The sequence below is a fragment of the Tardiphaga sp. 37S4 genome, assembly GCF_021044645.1.
GTDB classification, from domain to species: Bacteria; Pseudomonadota; Alphaproteobacteria; order Rhizobiales; family Xanthobacteraceae; genus Tardiphaga; species Tardiphaga robiniae.
In genome coordinates this window covers 5,713,851-5,727,727 of the sequence record NZ_CP088008.1, presented here as the reverse complement: position 1 = coordinate 5,727,727, position 13,877 = coordinate 5,713,851, and the positions used below count along the sequence as shown (strand labels likewise).

The following is a 13,877-nucleotide window of genomic DNA, read 5'->3' as shown; positions in this document are numbered from 1 at the left end:
GTCCTTTCCCTCCCCTCTCCCCCAGCGCAGCGAGGCTGCGCGCCGCGGGAGAGGGTGCCTGAGCGAAGCGAAGGCGGGAGAGGGGAAGAAGAAAGCGCCCAAATTTCCCTTTTCTCGCCCGCAAAAATCAGCATTGTGGCGCGATGACAGATGAAACCGAACATAAAGCCCAGGCCGGGGGCACCATCATTCCGGTGACCCTGTTTCAGCAGAACTGCATGTTGCTGTGGGATGAGGCCACGCGGCAGGCCGTGGTGATCGATCCCGGCGGCGACGTGCCGCTGATCCTGGACGCCATTGCCAAGGCCAATGTGAAGGTCGAACAGATCTGGCTGACCCACGGCCATATCGACCATGTCGGCGGCGCCGACGAGCTGCGCGAAACGCTGAAGGTCGAGATCATCGGCCCGCATGTCGCCGATACGTTCCTGCTCGAACATGTCGAGGACAGCGGCGCGAAGTACGGCATGACGGGCACCCGCAACTTCATGCCCGATCGCTGGCTCAATGAAGGCGACACCGTCAGCGTCGGCGGCCTGACTTTCGACATCTTGCACTGCCCCGGTCATTCGCCTGGGAGCGTCGTGTATTACAGCAAGGCGATGAAATTCGCCCATGTCGGCGACGTGCTATTCGCAGGCTCCATCGGGCGGACCGATTTCCCCGGCGGCAGCCATGAGACATTGATCAATTCGATTACGACCAAGCTGATCCCGCTCGGCGACGATGTCGGGTTCATCTGCGGTCATGGCCCGGGCTCCAGCATCGGCCAGGAGCGCATGACCAACCCGTTCCTCACCGGCGAGGCATAATCCCGCCATGAGTGACGACAGGGCCTCCGGGGAGCAAGGAGCGCTTTCCAAGCACATCCTGCCGAGCTCCGGAACGATGATCGGCGTCTGCGCGACGCTGATCGGACTGGTCAAGATCATGGAGCCGCAGATCGGCCCCAGCCGGGTCGATGAATATTCGGCCATCGCCTCGCTGTTCTTCCTCGCCAGCGCGGTCGCGTCCTACACATCGATGCGGAAGTCGCAAAACCGCCAACTCAGCGAGCGCTGCGAGTCGATTGCCGATCAGTGCTTTCTGGGAGGCCTCGTCGCGATCACGGTAATCATTCTGTTTTTCGCCTACGAAGTCATCTAGCCAGATTAGTCGGCTCGAGCAGGATCGGCCCAGTCTTCGATCTGCGATGCCGCAATGGTGCGCTTGGGTTGATATGGATTGAGTGTGCCGGCTGTAGCGGTCCAGCCTTTGGCCAGGATTTCCCGGGCGAACAGTTTTGCATCGATTTCGGATTTGAAGGTCCTGGTCGTACGCACACCGTTTGTCGCACGAGTGTCGGACTTCACGGATTTGTCGGGGCCAAACGCCACGTACCAGATATCGGGCTTCGTCATCATGGTGTAGTAACGCGAATTGTGACGAAAAGTTGCATCTCGTGTGGCATGCTCGAGCTTGGCAGGCCTTACCTCTTGGTCGTATGCCGCGGCTCGACAATATCCGATACCAGGCCGAGCTTCTCCAGCAGGCGGATCGTCAGATAGGTGGTATCGAACTCCCACCAGCGATGGCCATGGCGCGCGGAGCGCTGATCGGCGTGATGGTTGTTATGCCAGCCCTCGCCATGGGCGAGGTAGCCAATGAACAGATTATTGCGGCTGTCCTCATCGGTCGCGTAGTTGCGATAGCCCCAGATGTGGGTGACCGAGTTGACCGCCCAGGTCTGATGCCAGACGAAGACGGTTCGCACGAAGACCGCCCAGATGACGATGCTCAAAGCGAACTGCACGGCCTCGGCCCATGAGCCGCCCCACAGCAGTTTGCCGGCCAGGCCCGCAAAGAAGAAGACGTTGATCTGGATGAGCAGGATCTTCAGCTGCCAGAGATTGCGCTCCAGCGCGACATAGAACGGATCGCGCAGGACGTCCTTGGCATATCGTTCATAGATGCCGAGGCGGGACAGGTCCGGGTTCTTCACCAGCAGCCAGCCCATATGGCCCCAGAAGAAGCTGGCAAGCGGGCTGTGTGGGTCCGGCTGCTCGTCGGACTTCTCGTGATGACGGCGATGGATGGCAACCCAGCGCGCCGGCGTATCCTCGGCGCAGCAGATCGCCACGACAACGAAAGCGTGCTCCAGCCGTTTCGGACACTTGAAACCACGATGCGTCAGCAACCGGTGATAACCGATATTGATGCCGATGAGGCCGAACAACCGCGCTGCGATGACCGCCACAATCACCGCTGTCCAGTTGAAGAACATCGGCATCAGCGCGAGTAGTGCGAGTGCGTGAAAGGTGGCGATGGTGAGCGTGTTGAGCCAGTCGATGCGATAGGGCTGCACGCCGTCCGGCAAAGCGAGACCTGTCTCGGTACGATCGGCAAGGGGAATGTCCAGTGCGATGGCAGGGGCGATCTGATCGCGATTGCTGATGGCCATCGTTCTCCGCATCCGGGCGATTGATCGCCGCGTGGTGCTCGTGTGATTCCCCGGCACTTCTCTACGCGAGAACATCGGCGCTGACTACAGATACGCCGCAGGCCATAGATGGAACAAAACAGGCCGCCTGAAGGCGGCCCGTTCGAAAAGTCATTTATTGATCGGCTTAATCGATCACTTCGACAATGCGATGGGTGCGCGGCTCGACGAGAACCGTGCGACCATTGACCACGGTGTAGCGGTATTCACGGGCGGAATTGTATTCCGCGGGAACCTCGTAATAGGTCACGCCGCTCTCAGGCAGCACGGCACCGACACGAACTTCGTTGCTATAGGTGTAGGATGGGCGACGCTGTTCCACGACATAGCTGCGGAACCGCGGACGATCGTCGACACCGAGCACGCCGGCTACGCCGCCGACGACACCACCAATGGTGCCGCCTACGATAGCGCCCACAGGACCAGCTGCGCGCTCGCCATCGCGCGCACCACGCTCAATGCCTCCGGGGACACCCTGAGCCTGAGCAACGGCGGGAAGAGCCATCATGGCGACGATGGCAGCGGTTCCAAGAAGACGGCGGATCATGATGATCTCCAGTTTTGATTGATCGGTATTGCGCCGATACAAGCTCGCGGCCGCACAATGGTTCCGGCGATTGAACTGTTAGAACCTGCGCACCGAGGCTGAAATATCTGGAGAGATATGGAACCGGAGGGCTACGCCTTTAATTCTGACGCTTTCTAGACGCGAACCGGTATCCACTTCGCTTGAAAACGCTTTAGCTCGTGACCATCGCGCGGATGCGGCGCAGGAAATGATCGAGGTCGAACGGCTTGGTGATCATCTCCATCCCAGGCAGCAGAAAGCCTTTCGCCATAACGACGCTTTCGGAATAACCGGTGATGAACAGGATCTTCAAGTCCGGCCGCGCCTCGCGCGCCTGATCGGCAAGCTGACGGCCGTTCATGCCGGGCAGCCCGATATCGGTGACCAGCAGATCGATATTCGGCGTCTCGCGCAGGACCCGCAAGCCCGACGGACCATCAACTGCCTCAAGCACGCGATAGCCTTCGTCCTTCAACATATCGACGATGACAGAGCGCACCACCGGCTCATCCTCGACCACCAGCAGGGTTTCGCCTGCGGCCACATGCTGATCGCCCTTCAGCGGGGCCGCATCCTGTGCGGCAGCGTCTCCCTCATGGCGCGGCAGATACAGTTTCACGGTCGTCCCGATATCGAGCCTGCTGTCGATGCTGACATGTCCGTTGGATTGACGCGCGAAGCCGTAGATCATCGATAGGCCGAGGCCCGTGCCCTGCCCGATCGGCTTTGTCGTGAAGAACGGATCGAAGGCGCGCGCCACGACCTCCGGGCTCATGCCGGTTCCGCTGTCGCTGACGCTGATGCAGATATAGTCGCCGGGCGTCAGAGCCGGCGCATTGGCATTGATGGCATCGACGCGCACATTCTGTGTCGCGATCTTCAGGTGCCCACCATCAGGCATCGCGTCCCGCGCATTGATCGCCAGATTGAGCAACGCGCTCTCCAACTGGTTCGGATCGCACAGCGTGCACCACAAATCGGGCGCCGCCGCGATATCGAGATCCAGCGTCTCGCCGATGGTCCGGCGCAACAGATCCTCCAGCGAGACGATCAGCATATTGGCATCGACGCTTTTCGGAATCAGCGGTTGCCGCCGCGCGAAGGCCAGCAACCGGTGCGTCAGCGCAGCCGCACGATTGGCCGAGGTCATCGCAGCGTCGATATAGCGCGCGATATTGTCGGTGCGACCCTGACCGAGCCGTGTCTGCATCAGGTCGAGCGAGCCGACGATGCCGGTGAGCAGGTTGTTGAAGTCATGCGCGATGCCGCCGGTGAGCTGACCGACAGCCTCCATCTTCTGCGACTGCCGCAGGGCCTCTTCAGTATTTTTAAGGCGTTCGGCAGCAGCCTTCTCGGCAGTGACATCGCGCGCCACGCAATAGATCTGGTTCTGATCCGGCACCGCCGTCCAGGACAGCCAGCGATAGGAGCCATCCTTGTGGCGAAGGCGATTCTCGAAGCGGATCGTCGGTTCGCCGGCGGCAAGCTTGTCGACCTCGGCCATCGTCCTGGCCTGATCCTCGGGATGCTCGAGCCAGCGCGAGGTCTTGTTGAGCAGCTCGGCCTCGCTCCAGCCGAGCGTGCGCGTCCAGGCCGGATTGACGGTGCGCCAGACGCCATCATGGTCGGAGACCATCAGGAGATCCTGCGACACGCTCCAGATCCGGTCGCGCTCACGCGTCTTGTCGCGCACGCGCTGCTCCAGCGTCTCATTGAGGTCTGCAAGTTTTGCCGCGAGCCGACGCGCCTCATCCTCGCTCTTGCGCAGCGCCTGCTCGGCCAGCACCTGATCGGTGACGTCGGTATGCGCACCGACCAGCCGCAGCGGCTTTCCCGCGTCGTCGCGCTCGATATAGGACCGCACTGAAATCCAGCGGGTCTGGCCATCGCTCGGGCGAATGATGCGATACTGCACAGTATAGTCGCGCACGCCGCTTTTCACCGCGTCGCGAAACTTCTGCTCCGTCGCCTCGCGATCCTCGGGATGGATGCGACGCACCCAATCTTCGTGCGACTCGTTGGCCGCTTCCGGCGGCAAACCATGAACGATCAGATATTCGGGCGATCGACGATTGCGGAAGCCGGTACGCAGATCGACTTCGAGACCGCCGATCTGGCCGATCTGCTGCACGCGCGCGAGCTCTGCTTCTCGCTCGCGCAAGACAATGGTCGCTTCATGATCCCGAGTGACATCGCGGCAAACCACCAGCACACCGCCGACGCCGTCATCCAGATCGAGCGGACTGTAGCTGTAGGTCCAATAGCTGTGTTCGAGCTTACCATTGCGCGTCATGGGGATCAGCTGGTTTTCGTGCCAGGTGGCACCGCCGCCACTCATCACCTGCGCGATCTGCGGGCCGATGATGGGCCAGATCTCGTGCCAGAATTCACGGCCACGCGCGCCCAGCCCTGCGTGATGCTGTTGTGCATCCATGGTCAGGGCATAGGCGTCATTATAGAACTGGATGAGGTCCGGTCCCCACCAGATGAACATCGGGTGGTTGGTATTCAGAACGATCCGGATCGCAGTGCGCAGACTCTGCGGCCAGGTGTCCGGTGCTCCGATCGGATGCGATGCCCAATCGTAAGCACGCATCAACGCGCCCATCTCGCCTCCACCGGCGAGAAAGTCGGGCGAATTCGGTCGATGGGCATCCAGCATGCGCGGGCAATCGGTACGCAAGACCAATCTGACGTATCTTGAGAACTTAGCGCCCTGTCAGACCTGGCGCAAATCGGCGCCGATCACGCCCTGTTACTTGTCAGGGTGACTTGATGAGACCGGCAGCCGTGAGGGCACGAGTAATGGCACCGTTGATATCGATAGACCGCCGTCCTACGGGATCGCGGCGCGCGGCGCGTCGATCGCCTGACGTGCGCGGCTTTTGCGTCACCGATGAGACAGTGGCATCCGCCGGCGCCGCGGGTTCCACGGCTGCAGCTTCGACATTGCGGGGTGCAAGCTGCCGGGTAAGGCCGAAGAACTGCGCGATATGATAGGAGGATGAGATGCCGGCTTCGAGCAGGAAGGCACCGGCGGCACCATAGGGCTCGTCCTGTCCGGCAATCGCCAGCGGCGTGCCATGCGCCATGTCGGTGATCGTGAAGGATTCCACGACGGTTTCACCGTCCTTGTTCCACCACACCTCACGCGGATAGCCATCGACATCCACGGCGGACATCGGTGCGGGCGGCAGGCCGTGAAGGTCGAGCCATTGCTTGACGATCTCGCCGGCATTGGCCGGATTGACGGTGCGATCGGCACTGCCGTGCCAGACGGACACTTTCGGCCACTCACCGGTATGCGGCGATGCCTTGCGCACGAGGTTGCCGAGATCGTTCGCGGCACGCGGCGCCGCGCGATACATGCCGCTCAGCGCTTCCTGCATGGTGGTGGCGATACCGTAAGGCAGGCCCGCAATGATGGCGCCGGCCGCAAACACGTCAGGATAGGTTGCGAGCATCACCGACGTCATCGCGCCGCCGGCCGACAGACCAGTAACGAAGATACGCTTGCGGTCCACATCGTGGTCCACGGCCATCTGCTCGATCATCTCTCGGATCGAGAGCGCTTCGCCGCTATCCCGCGCGATATCATCGGCGTTGAACCAGTTGAAGCAGGTGTTGCCATTATTGGACGACTTCTGTTCGGGCATCAGCAGCGCGAAACCATAGCGCTCGGCCAGAGCAGACCAGCCGGTGCCGTTGTCATAGCCCGCAGCGTTCTGGGTGCATCCGTGCAGCACGACGACCAATGCCGGATTTGCTGCCAGCGTGGCGGGCACGTAACTGAACATACGGAGGTCGCCGGGATTGCTGCCGAAACCCGTTGATTCGCTGATCGGACTCAAACCTGCCGACGCACGGCCGCGCGCCAACCCCTGCAACGTATTGATTCCGGGCGGTTTCGGGAGATTGCGGAGGAAATCGATATTATCGGCAAGAGACACGGCAGCTCCTAGGTCGTCAGGCTTATACAACAGTACCGACGACATATGGTTGCTGCACTGCAAAATAAAACAAATACGGTTTCAATATACCTATCAACGAAACGAGAGGCGCCACGGACGCTTCCGAAATTACCTATATTGCAAAGGAAGCCCCGCAGGGCCGGCCATAACATGGCCAGGTCATACGGGGCGAGTCGGGGAGAGATGACGAGTTACTGTTTCATCTCGTTCTTCATCATCTTGTCTTTCTTCATGCCGTCTTTGTGCATGGAATCCTTCTTCGCGCTATTTTTCGACATTCCCTGGGTGCCCGTGGCTTTGGTCTCGCCTTCCTTCGCCGTCGTGCCGGTGCCCATCTTGGTCGAATCCTGGCCGGAGGGGCCGGTCGCCTGAGCAAAGGCTGCGAACGGAGTAGCGCCGATGGCCGTGGCGCAGATCGCAACAAGAATGGTTTTCCGCATGGTCAGCTCCTGTTGAGTGAACGGCCTTCAACGCGACGTGGTTCGAAACGTTCCTGTTCCGTCGGCCGTCAATTACCGGTTCCGCACACGGTTTCGCGAGGTCATACCAGGCCGGCAATGTGCAAAAGCACGCCCGCGCCTGCACAAGCCAACAGGATCTGCAGCAGACCAATCCTCAGATAGAAGACCCCAAGCAGCGCCGCGACCGACAGCGCGACAGCCCATCCGTTGACGCTGTGCAGAACCGGCATGTCGAAGCTGAGTCCGAGCGCACGAACAGGTTTCACGTCGCGAAACATCGTGTGGATGGCGAACCATATCGCCAGGTTGAGGATGACACCGACCACTGCGGCGGTAATCGCCGCCAGCGCGGCGCTCAGCGCGCGATTGCCACGAAGAGTTTCGACGAACGGCGCCCCGAGGAAAATCCAGAGAAAGCACGGCGCAAAGGTCACCCAGGTCGCGAGCAATCCACCAAGCGTGCCCGCCAGCAGCGGCGGCAACACCCCCGGTGCGCGGAAGGCAGCCATGAAGCCCACGAATTGCAGCACCATGATCAACGGACCAGGCGTGGTTTCGGCCATGCCAAGGCCATCGAGCATCTCGCCCGGCTTCAGCCATGCGTAGTGATCGACGGCCTGCTGCGCGACATAAGCGAGAACCGCATAGGCACCACCAAAGGTGACCATTGCCATCTTGGAGAAGAAAACGGCAATCTGGCTGAACACGTCATTGCTGCCGAACGCCACGAGCAGCACAGCGACGGGCGTGAGCCACAGCACCAGCCAGACGGTCGCAACGATGAGCGACTGCCGTACACTTGGCCGGGCATGGAGAGGAAGTTGATCTCCGAGCAAACTATCAGCGTCGCCTCCGCCTGATGACCCGTGACCCGCACTCACCGTGAAGGCCGGCAGACCGGCCCGACCGCCGAGGAAGCCAATCGCTGCCGCACCGAAAACGATCACCGGGAACGGCACATCGAGAAAGAAGATCGCGAGGAAGGCGATGGCCGCCAGCGCGCGCATCACGTCGTTCTTCAGCGCGCGGCTACCGACCCGCACCACCGCCTGCAGCACGATCGCGAGCACCGCGGCCTTCAAACCGAAGAACAGCGCCGCGACGAAGCCGACATTGCCGAATGCAGCGTAAATCCAGCTCAGCACCATGATGCAGATCGCACCGGGAAGGATGAACAGCCCGCCGGCCATCAGCCCGCCGGCGGTCCGGTGCATCAGCCAGCCAATATACGTGGCGAGCTGCTGCGCCTCCGGGCCCGGCAACAGCATGCAATAGTTCAGCGCATGCAGAAAACGGCTTTCCGACACCCAGCGCTTCTCGTCGACCAGGATCCGATGCATCACCGCGATCTGCCCGGCCGGACCGCCGAAGGAAAGCAATGCGATCCGCAGCCACACCGAAAACGCCTCGGAGAAGGAAACGCCGTGGGTCTGCGGCTCGGGAATGGCCGGTGGTGTGACCGAAGTTGCTTCCGCCATCTCAAGCTTTCGTCTTTGCTGTCGGCCAGTTGTGGGTTTCGGTGCTGGCATCGCGGCACCAGCGATAGAACGCATCGTACAGCTGCAGTCCAGCCTCAAGCTGCTCGAGATCGTCGGCATACATCCGCGACAGGCCGAGTGACGCCGCCAACAGGCCCGGCGCTTCCGGGGCGAGATCGAGCCGCGCTGTATCCGCCGCGCGGACAATGGTAGCCAGTCGCAGCAACGGCGGCGTGGCGAGGCCGAATTCCTCGATCATCACATCGAAGGTACAGAGCTCGCCGCGATGGCTCCAGAACACGCCTTCGATATCGAACGGTGCAGCATCAAATTTCTCGCCGACGGCCGAGACTTCCGACGGCGCAACGAACATGAACAGCGCCGCCGGATCGATGAAACGCCGGATCAGCCAGGGACAGGCAATGCGATCGATCTTTGGGCGTTCGCGCGTCACCCACAAAGTGCGGCCCTGCGGGTTTTGCGGCGGCAACTTGCTGGTGGGAACGCGCGGCAGGCCTGCACTCTCCCATGCGAGATACCCGCCTTCCAGAACCTCTGCCGGGATACCGGCATCGCGCAGCAGCGCGGCAACGCCGTGACTGAGCTTGAGACCTTTCTGGCAGATCACCATGGCGGACCGACCGCGCAGCGCCGCGGCCCAGCCATTCACGTCGCCGAATGGCCGCCGGACCGAACCCGGCAGGAGAAACGGCGACTGAGCGAAATCCTCGTCGGTGCGGACATCGACGAGCGCGGGACATTTCGGCGTCCCAATCAGGCGAGCGAGTTTTTCAACGGAAATGCTGTTAATCGATGACATGGCGCGTCCTTGCAGGAATGCGGGACGCGATACTTGGGCATGTCGCCTCGTGGGGAGATCGCTTTGTCCCCATGCCCCAATATCAAGCCATCGCGATTGACCTGTCAAGGCGCGCGCTGGACGATCAAACGCCGTGCTGGAATTCTATGCGTTGCCCGCCCGGCGCATCCATAGCAGAAAGCCCGCACTGGCGGTGACCGACAACACGCACAATGCGAAGCTTGCGAGCAGCGCGATGACCGCCGATGCCGCGGATTGCACCGCGAAATAGACCGCGCCGATCGCAGCAACGCCGGCTGCATTGGCGATTTGCGTCGTGGTGCCGTACATGCCCGAGCCGGCTCCCGCGCTCGACGTCTGCACGGTCGACAGCACGGCACTGGATAGCGGCGCCATGACCAGACCCTGGCCGTAACCGAACACGGCAAGCGGCACCGCCAGCAGCGATGCAGACGACGCGTTCGCGGCCGGCACCGTTGCGGCCAGCGCGGCAAGACCGATGACCTGCACCACGCACCCCTCGATCAGCACCAGCCTGCCACGATGACGCGACCGCATGCCGCTGTGACGCGATGCGACAACGAAGGCCAGCGCCAGCGGTACGAAAACGAAACCTGCCCGCAACGGCGGCATGTGCAGCGCGTTCTGCATGAACAACGTCATCACGAGGTAAAATGACAGATTGGCGAAGAAGAAAAAGAACACCGCGCACAGCCCGCGCATGAAAGCAGCATCAGCGAGCAACGCCAGATCGATCAGCGGCATGCCACCGCGCAGCGCGACGCGGCGCTCCAGCCTGACGAAGCCGGCGATCACTGCCGCACCCGTAGCCATCGCCAGCCACACCGACGGCGCCCAGTGCAATTCGTGCCCGAACAGCAGCGGGCCGATCAGACCGAGCAATCCGGCGAACAGCACCAGCGCGCCTATTATATCCAGCCGCGTGCCTGGACGGCGAGGAACGGATGGCATCAGCCGCCACGCCGCCGCGATGATGACAAGCCCCATCGGTACATTGACGAAGAACACCGCACGCCAGCCGAGGCCTGCAAGGTCCATCGTCACCAGCAGGCCACCGAGCAGAAAGCCCGCAGCGCCGGCAAGGCCAAGCACGATGCCGTAAACAGCGAAGGCGCGGGCGCGGGCTTCATCCACAAACAGCACATGGATGGTGGCTAGCACCTGCGGCACCATCAGCGCCGCAGTGGCGCCCTGCGCCAGCCGCGCTAGAATCAGCTCCGGTCCGGATTGCGCGAGCCCGCACCACAGTGACGCCAGGGTGAAGCCGAGCACGCCGGCGAGAAAGGCGTTCTTGGTGGCGTAGATGTCACCGAGTCGACCGCCGGTGATCACCAGCGTCGCATATCCGATCAGATAGACCGCAATCACGGCCTCGATCTGCGCCGCGCTGGCACGAAGCTCGACCGCGATGGTTGGGATCGCGACATTGACGATGAAGGCATCGACCCCAAACATGAACTGCGCCGCAACGACGATCGCCAGCACCCACCAGCGGCGCGTGGAGTCGACAGGATTGGCAACGATCTGGTGCATGGAAGCGCCTCGCTCAACGGTCGGCCTGAAGCAGCCGTCCACTTTGATCCCAGCTTCCAGTCATCGCGTCGATTACCTCGGAGGTAGCTTTATTCAATTGAACTCTCCCGTCGGAATTGGTGGCGCTGACCGCAGGCCCGGCTTCGCAGGTCGATCTCCCGGTCCAAGTCACACCGAATTTGCATTCCTCGTGCAGGAAGATGCCGCCTGTGGCCCGATTGCTGCATGGCGAAGCAATTGCATATGCCGGCCCTTCCGGTTTCGAGGCCTCTTCGATGTATGACTACGACACGATCGTGATCGGCTCCGGCCCCTCTGGCCGGCGCGCTGCCGTCCAGTTCGCCAAGCTCGGTAAATCGGTGCTGGTGGTGGAGAAGGGCCGACGAGTCGGCGGCGTCTCGGTCCATACCGGCACCATTCCATCGAAGACGCTGCGCGAGACCGTGCTCAACCTGTCCGGCTGGCGCGAGCGCGGCTTCTACGGCCGTTCCTATCGGGTGAAACAGGACATCGACGCCCATGACCTGATCGTGCGGCTGCAGAAGACACTCGACCACGAAGTCGAGGTGCTGGAGCATCAGTTCAGCCGCAATGCCGTGAAGACGGCGCTCGGCGAGGCACGTTTCACCGGACCGCACCAGATCGAGATCGCCAACGAGAAGAACGAGATCAAGAATGTCTCCGCCGGCCATATCCTGATTGCCTGCGGCACCCGCCCGTTCCGGCCGGATTATGTCCCGTTCGACAACAAGACGGTATTCGACAGCGACGAGATCATCGACCTGCCGAAACTGCCGCGCAGCCTCGCGGTGATCGGCGCCGGCGTGATCGGTGTCGAATATGCCACTATCTTCAGCGCGCTCGATGTCGCCGTGACCCTGATCGAGCCGCGGCCGACCTTTCTCGATTTCATCGACAAGGAGCTGATCGACGAATTCATGCATGAGCTGCGCGATCGCAATGTCGCGCTGCGGCTCGGCTCCAAGGTCAATGCGATCGAGCAGAACGCACATGGCCAGATCGTCACCCGGCTCGCTGACGGCCGCAACGTCACGTCCGAGATGTTGCTGTTCGCCGCCGGCCGCGTCGGCGCCACCGACCGGCTCAATCTCGATGCTGCCGGCATCACCGTCGATCACCGCGGCCGCATTGCCGTCGATCCCGTAACGCTGCAGACCAGCGTGCCGCATATCTATGCGGCGGGCGATGTCATCGGCTTTCCTTCACTGGCCTCCACATCGATGGAGCAAGGCCGCGTTGCCGCCTGCCACGCGCTCGGGATGGAGCCGCTGGCACCCCCGGAGTTCTTTCCCTACGGCATCTATTCGGTGCCGGAGATTTCCACGACCGGCCTCACCGAAGAGGAAGTCCGCCAGAAGGGCATTCCCTATGAGGTCGGCGTCGCGCGCTTTCGCGAGACCTCGCGCGGCCATATCATGGGCCTGGATAGCGGCATGATGAAGATGATCTTCTCGACCAAGACCCGCCGCCTGCTCGGCGTGCATATCCTTGGCGAAGGCGCGACCGAGCTGATCCATATCGGCCAGGCCGTGCTCAATCTCAAAGGCACGATCGACTACTTCATCCAGAACACGTTCAACTATCCGACGCTGGCCGAGGCCTACAAGATCGCCGGGCTGGATGCGTGGAACAGGATGACGGCAAGGTAACTCTTTGTCATTCCGGAGCACAGTCTCGGCGCAGCCGAGAGCACGAGCCGGGAATGACTGAGGCAGCCCCACTCTCCTAGCTGCGCTTGCCACCAATCGAGATGAACGCCATGAGACAGGGCTCCGGCAACGGGTTGCGCCAGCGATGGCGTGTCCCGTTCTGCACGACGCAGTCGCCCTGACGCAAATGGACTTTCTGACCATCGTCCAATTCCAGCGTCATCTCGCCGCGAACCACGACTCCGTAATCGATCGTATCCGACGTGTGCATGCCTGGTGCATCGCGCTCGAAATGATCCCCCATGCCCGGGACCTTGTCCGACAACTCGCGCAGCCCGCTTTCCATTGTGACGCCGGGCGGCGGCTTCCAGCCTTCGGGCCGCTTGGGCGGATACGAAATCAGACGAAACATCGTTCCTCCCGGGCCGGGAAAAGCGCGCGTTCCCTTGAGCATCGGGTCCGGCTCCAGGCCCGTAAGTCCGGGCACTCCCTCGGTCATGTAGAGTTCGTAGAATGTCAGGCCGGGATTGGCATCGATCTCCACGACCTTGGACGTGACATCGAAGGACTTGAACACCGACTTGCCGGCTTCATCGCGGCCAGTCACGACCCGCTTGGGCGGTGGCAGCTCGCTCGCATCTTTCGCATCCGAGCTTTGCGGCAGCGCGGCCAAAGCGCCGCCACCGGCGATCACCGAAAGCGCCTGAAGCAGTTGGCGCCGATCGCTGCCTGCAAATCGTTCGGTACCCTGCGCGGCATCCAGAGACCCAGCATTCGAAGCCTTAGGCTTCTCACGTGACAACCACCGCCATGAGAACTTGCTCATCTGCATTCTCCATCGCGCTTTATCGTCAGCACATCGCTGTGCCGCGAGGC

At 61.8% G+C, this 13,877-nt stretch carries 13 protein-coding genes; 3 read left to right on the top strand and 10 right to left on the bottom strand.

The genetic code is table 11. The features are described from left to right. Nucleotides 1-143 precede the first annotated feature (143 nt). Nucleotides 144-812 carry an MBL fold metallo-hydrolase gene (locus tag LPB73_RS27220; RefSeq protein ID WP_231078800.1) on the top strand — a complete coding sequence of 223 codons (669 nt, stop codon included), beginning with the start codon at nt 144-146 and terminating at the stop codon, nt 810-812. 7 nt (nt 813-819) lie between these two features. Continuing rightward, the gene (locus tag LPB73_RS27215) at nt 820-1,146 is read left to right on the top strand and encodes a hypothetical protein (RefSeq protein ID WP_089263487.1); all 327 of its coding nucleotides are present in this window, start codon (nt 820-822) and stop codon (nt 1,144-1,146) included. 5 nt (nt 1,147-1,151) lie between these two features. Here LPB73_RS27215 and LPB73_RS27210 read toward each other — a convergent pair whose 3' ends face one another. The 9 genes from LPB73_RS27210 to LPB73_RS27170 form a co-directional block, all read right to left on the bottom strand. Then, the gene (locus LPB73_RS27210) at nt 1,152-1,403 is read right to left on the bottom strand and encodes a hypothetical protein (protein ID WP_093757625.1); all 252 of its coding nucleotides are present in this window, start codon (nt 1,401-1,403) and stop codon (nt 1,152-1,154) included. A 65-nt stretch (nt 1,404-1,468) separates the two neighbouring features. Further along, entirely contained in the window at nt 1,469-2,440 is a 972-nt protein-coding gene (locus tag LPB73_RS27205) for an acyl-CoA desaturase (protein WP_231078799.1), read from the bottom strand. 166 nt (nt 2,441-2,606) lie between these two features. Further along, the gene (locus LPB73_RS27200; RefSeq protein WP_068730422.1) at nt 2,607-3,026 is read right to left on the bottom strand and encodes a DUF1236 domain-containing protein; all 420 of its coding nucleotides are present in this window, start codon (nt 3,024-3,026) and stop codon (nt 2,607-2,609) included. Between the two features lie 193 nt (nt 3,027-3,219). Next, nucleotides 3,220-5,709: a hybrid sensor histidine kinase/response regulator gene (locus tag LPB73_RS27195; protein WP_231081266.1), complete on the bottom strand. Its 2,490-nt coding sequence runs from the start codon at nt 5,707-5,709 to the stop codon at nt 3,220-3,222. A gap of 100 nt (nt 5,710-5,809) precedes the next feature. Further along, complete coding sequence (locus LPB73_RS27190; protein WP_231078798.1) at nt 5,810-6,997, bottom strand: PHB depolymerase family esterase; 1,188 nt, start codon at nt 6,995-6,997, stop codon at nt 5,810-5,812. Between the two features lie 212 nt (nt 6,998-7,209). Then, nucleotides 7,210-7,458 carry a hypothetical protein gene (locus LPB73_RS27185; protein ID WP_093757628.1) on the bottom strand — a complete coding sequence of 83 codons (249 nt, stop codon included), beginning with the start codon at nt 7,456-7,458 and terminating at the stop codon, nt 7,210-7,212. A gap of 101 nt (nt 7,459-7,559) precedes the next feature. Next, nucleotides 7,560-8,957: a chromate efflux transporter gene (gene chrA / locus LPB73_RS27180; protein WP_231078797.1), complete on the bottom strand. Its 1,398-nt coding sequence runs from the start codon at nt 8,955-8,957 to the stop codon at nt 7,560-7,562. A 1-nt stretch (nt 8,958) separates the two neighbouring features. Then, nucleotides 8,959-9,777, bottom strand: a complete 819-nt coding sequence (locus LPB73_RS27175) for a chromate resistance protein ChrB domain-containing protein (protein ID WP_231078796.1) — start codon at nt 9,775-9,777, stop codon at nt 8,959-8,961. Between the two features lie 144 nt (nt 9,778-9,921). Next, a complete protein-coding gene (locus LPB73_RS27170) occupies nt 9,922-11,331 on the bottom strand; it encodes an MFS transporter (protein WP_231078795.1) in 1,410 nt (469 codons plus the stop codon). A 275-nt stretch (nt 11,332-11,606) separates the two neighbouring features. On the opposite strand from LPB73_RS27170, the gene sthA reads away from it, so the two are divergent. Continuing rightward, nucleotides 11,607-13,001, top strand: a complete 1,395-nt coding sequence (gene sthA / locus LPB73_RS27165) for a Si-specific NAD(P)(+) transhydrogenase (protein ID WP_231081265.1) — start codon at nt 11,607-11,609, stop codon at nt 12,999-13,001. A 76-nt stretch (nt 13,002-13,077) separates the two neighbouring features. Here sthA and LPB73_RS27160 read toward each other — a convergent pair whose 3' ends face one another. Then, a complete protein-coding gene (locus tag LPB73_RS27160; RefSeq protein WP_231078794.1) occupies nt 13,078-13,827 on the bottom strand; it encodes a cupin domain-containing protein in 750 nt (249 codons plus the stop codon). Nucleotides 13,828-13,877 lie beyond the last annotated feature (50 nt).

What these genes read in the sequence shown, in the direction of transcription:
- LPB73_RS27160 (WP_231078794.1), bottom strand. Translation starts at nt 13,827, where the DNA reads ATGAGCAAGTTCTCATGGCGGTGGTTGTCACGTGAGAAGCCTAAGGCT.
- LPB73_RS27215 (WP_089263487.1), top strand. Translation starts at nt 820, where the DNA reads ATGAGTGACGACAGGGCCTCCGGGGAGCAAGGAGCGCTTTCCAAGCAC.
- LPB73_RS27195 (WP_231081266.1), bottom strand. Translation starts at nt 5,709, where the DNA reads ATGCTGGATGCCCATCGACCGAATTCGCCCGACTTTCTCGCCGGTGGA.
- LPB73_RS27210 (WP_093757625.1), bottom strand. Translation starts at nt 1,403, where the DNA reads ATGATGACGAAGCCCGATATCTGGTACGTGGCGTTTGGCCCCGACAAA.
- LPB73_RS27205 (WP_231078799.1), bottom strand. Translation starts at nt 2,440, where the DNA reads ATGGCCATCAGCAATCGCGATCAGATCGCCCCTGCCATCGCACTGGAC.
- sthA (WP_231081265.1), top strand. Translation starts at nt 11,607, where the DNA reads ATGTATGACTACGACACGATCGTGATCGGCTCCGGCCCCTCTGGCCGG.
- LPB73_RS27200 (WP_068730422.1), bottom strand. Translation starts at nt 3,026, where the DNA reads ATGATCCGCCGTCTTCTTGGAACCGCTGCCATCGTCGCCATGATGGCT.
- LPB73_RS27170 (WP_231078795.1), bottom strand. Translation starts at nt 11,331, where the DNA reads ATGCACCAGATCGTTGCCAATCCTGTCGACTCCACGCGCCGCTGGTGG.
- chrA (WP_231078797.1), bottom strand. Translation starts at nt 8,957, where the DNA reads ATGGCGGAAGCAACTTCGGTCACACCACCGGCCATTCCCGAGCCGCAG.
- LPB73_RS27220 (WP_231078800.1), top strand. Translation starts at nt 144, where the DNA reads ATGACAGATGAAACCGAACATAAAGCCCAGGCCGGGGGCACCATCATT.
- LPB73_RS27175 (WP_231078796.1), bottom strand. Translation starts at nt 9,777, where the DNA reads ATGTCATCGATTAACAGCATTTCCGTTGAAAAACTCGCTCGCCTGATT.
- LPB73_RS27185 (WP_093757628.1), bottom strand. Translation starts at nt 7,458, where the DNA reads ATGCGGAAAACCATTCTTGTTGCGATCTGCGCCACGGCCATCGGCGCT.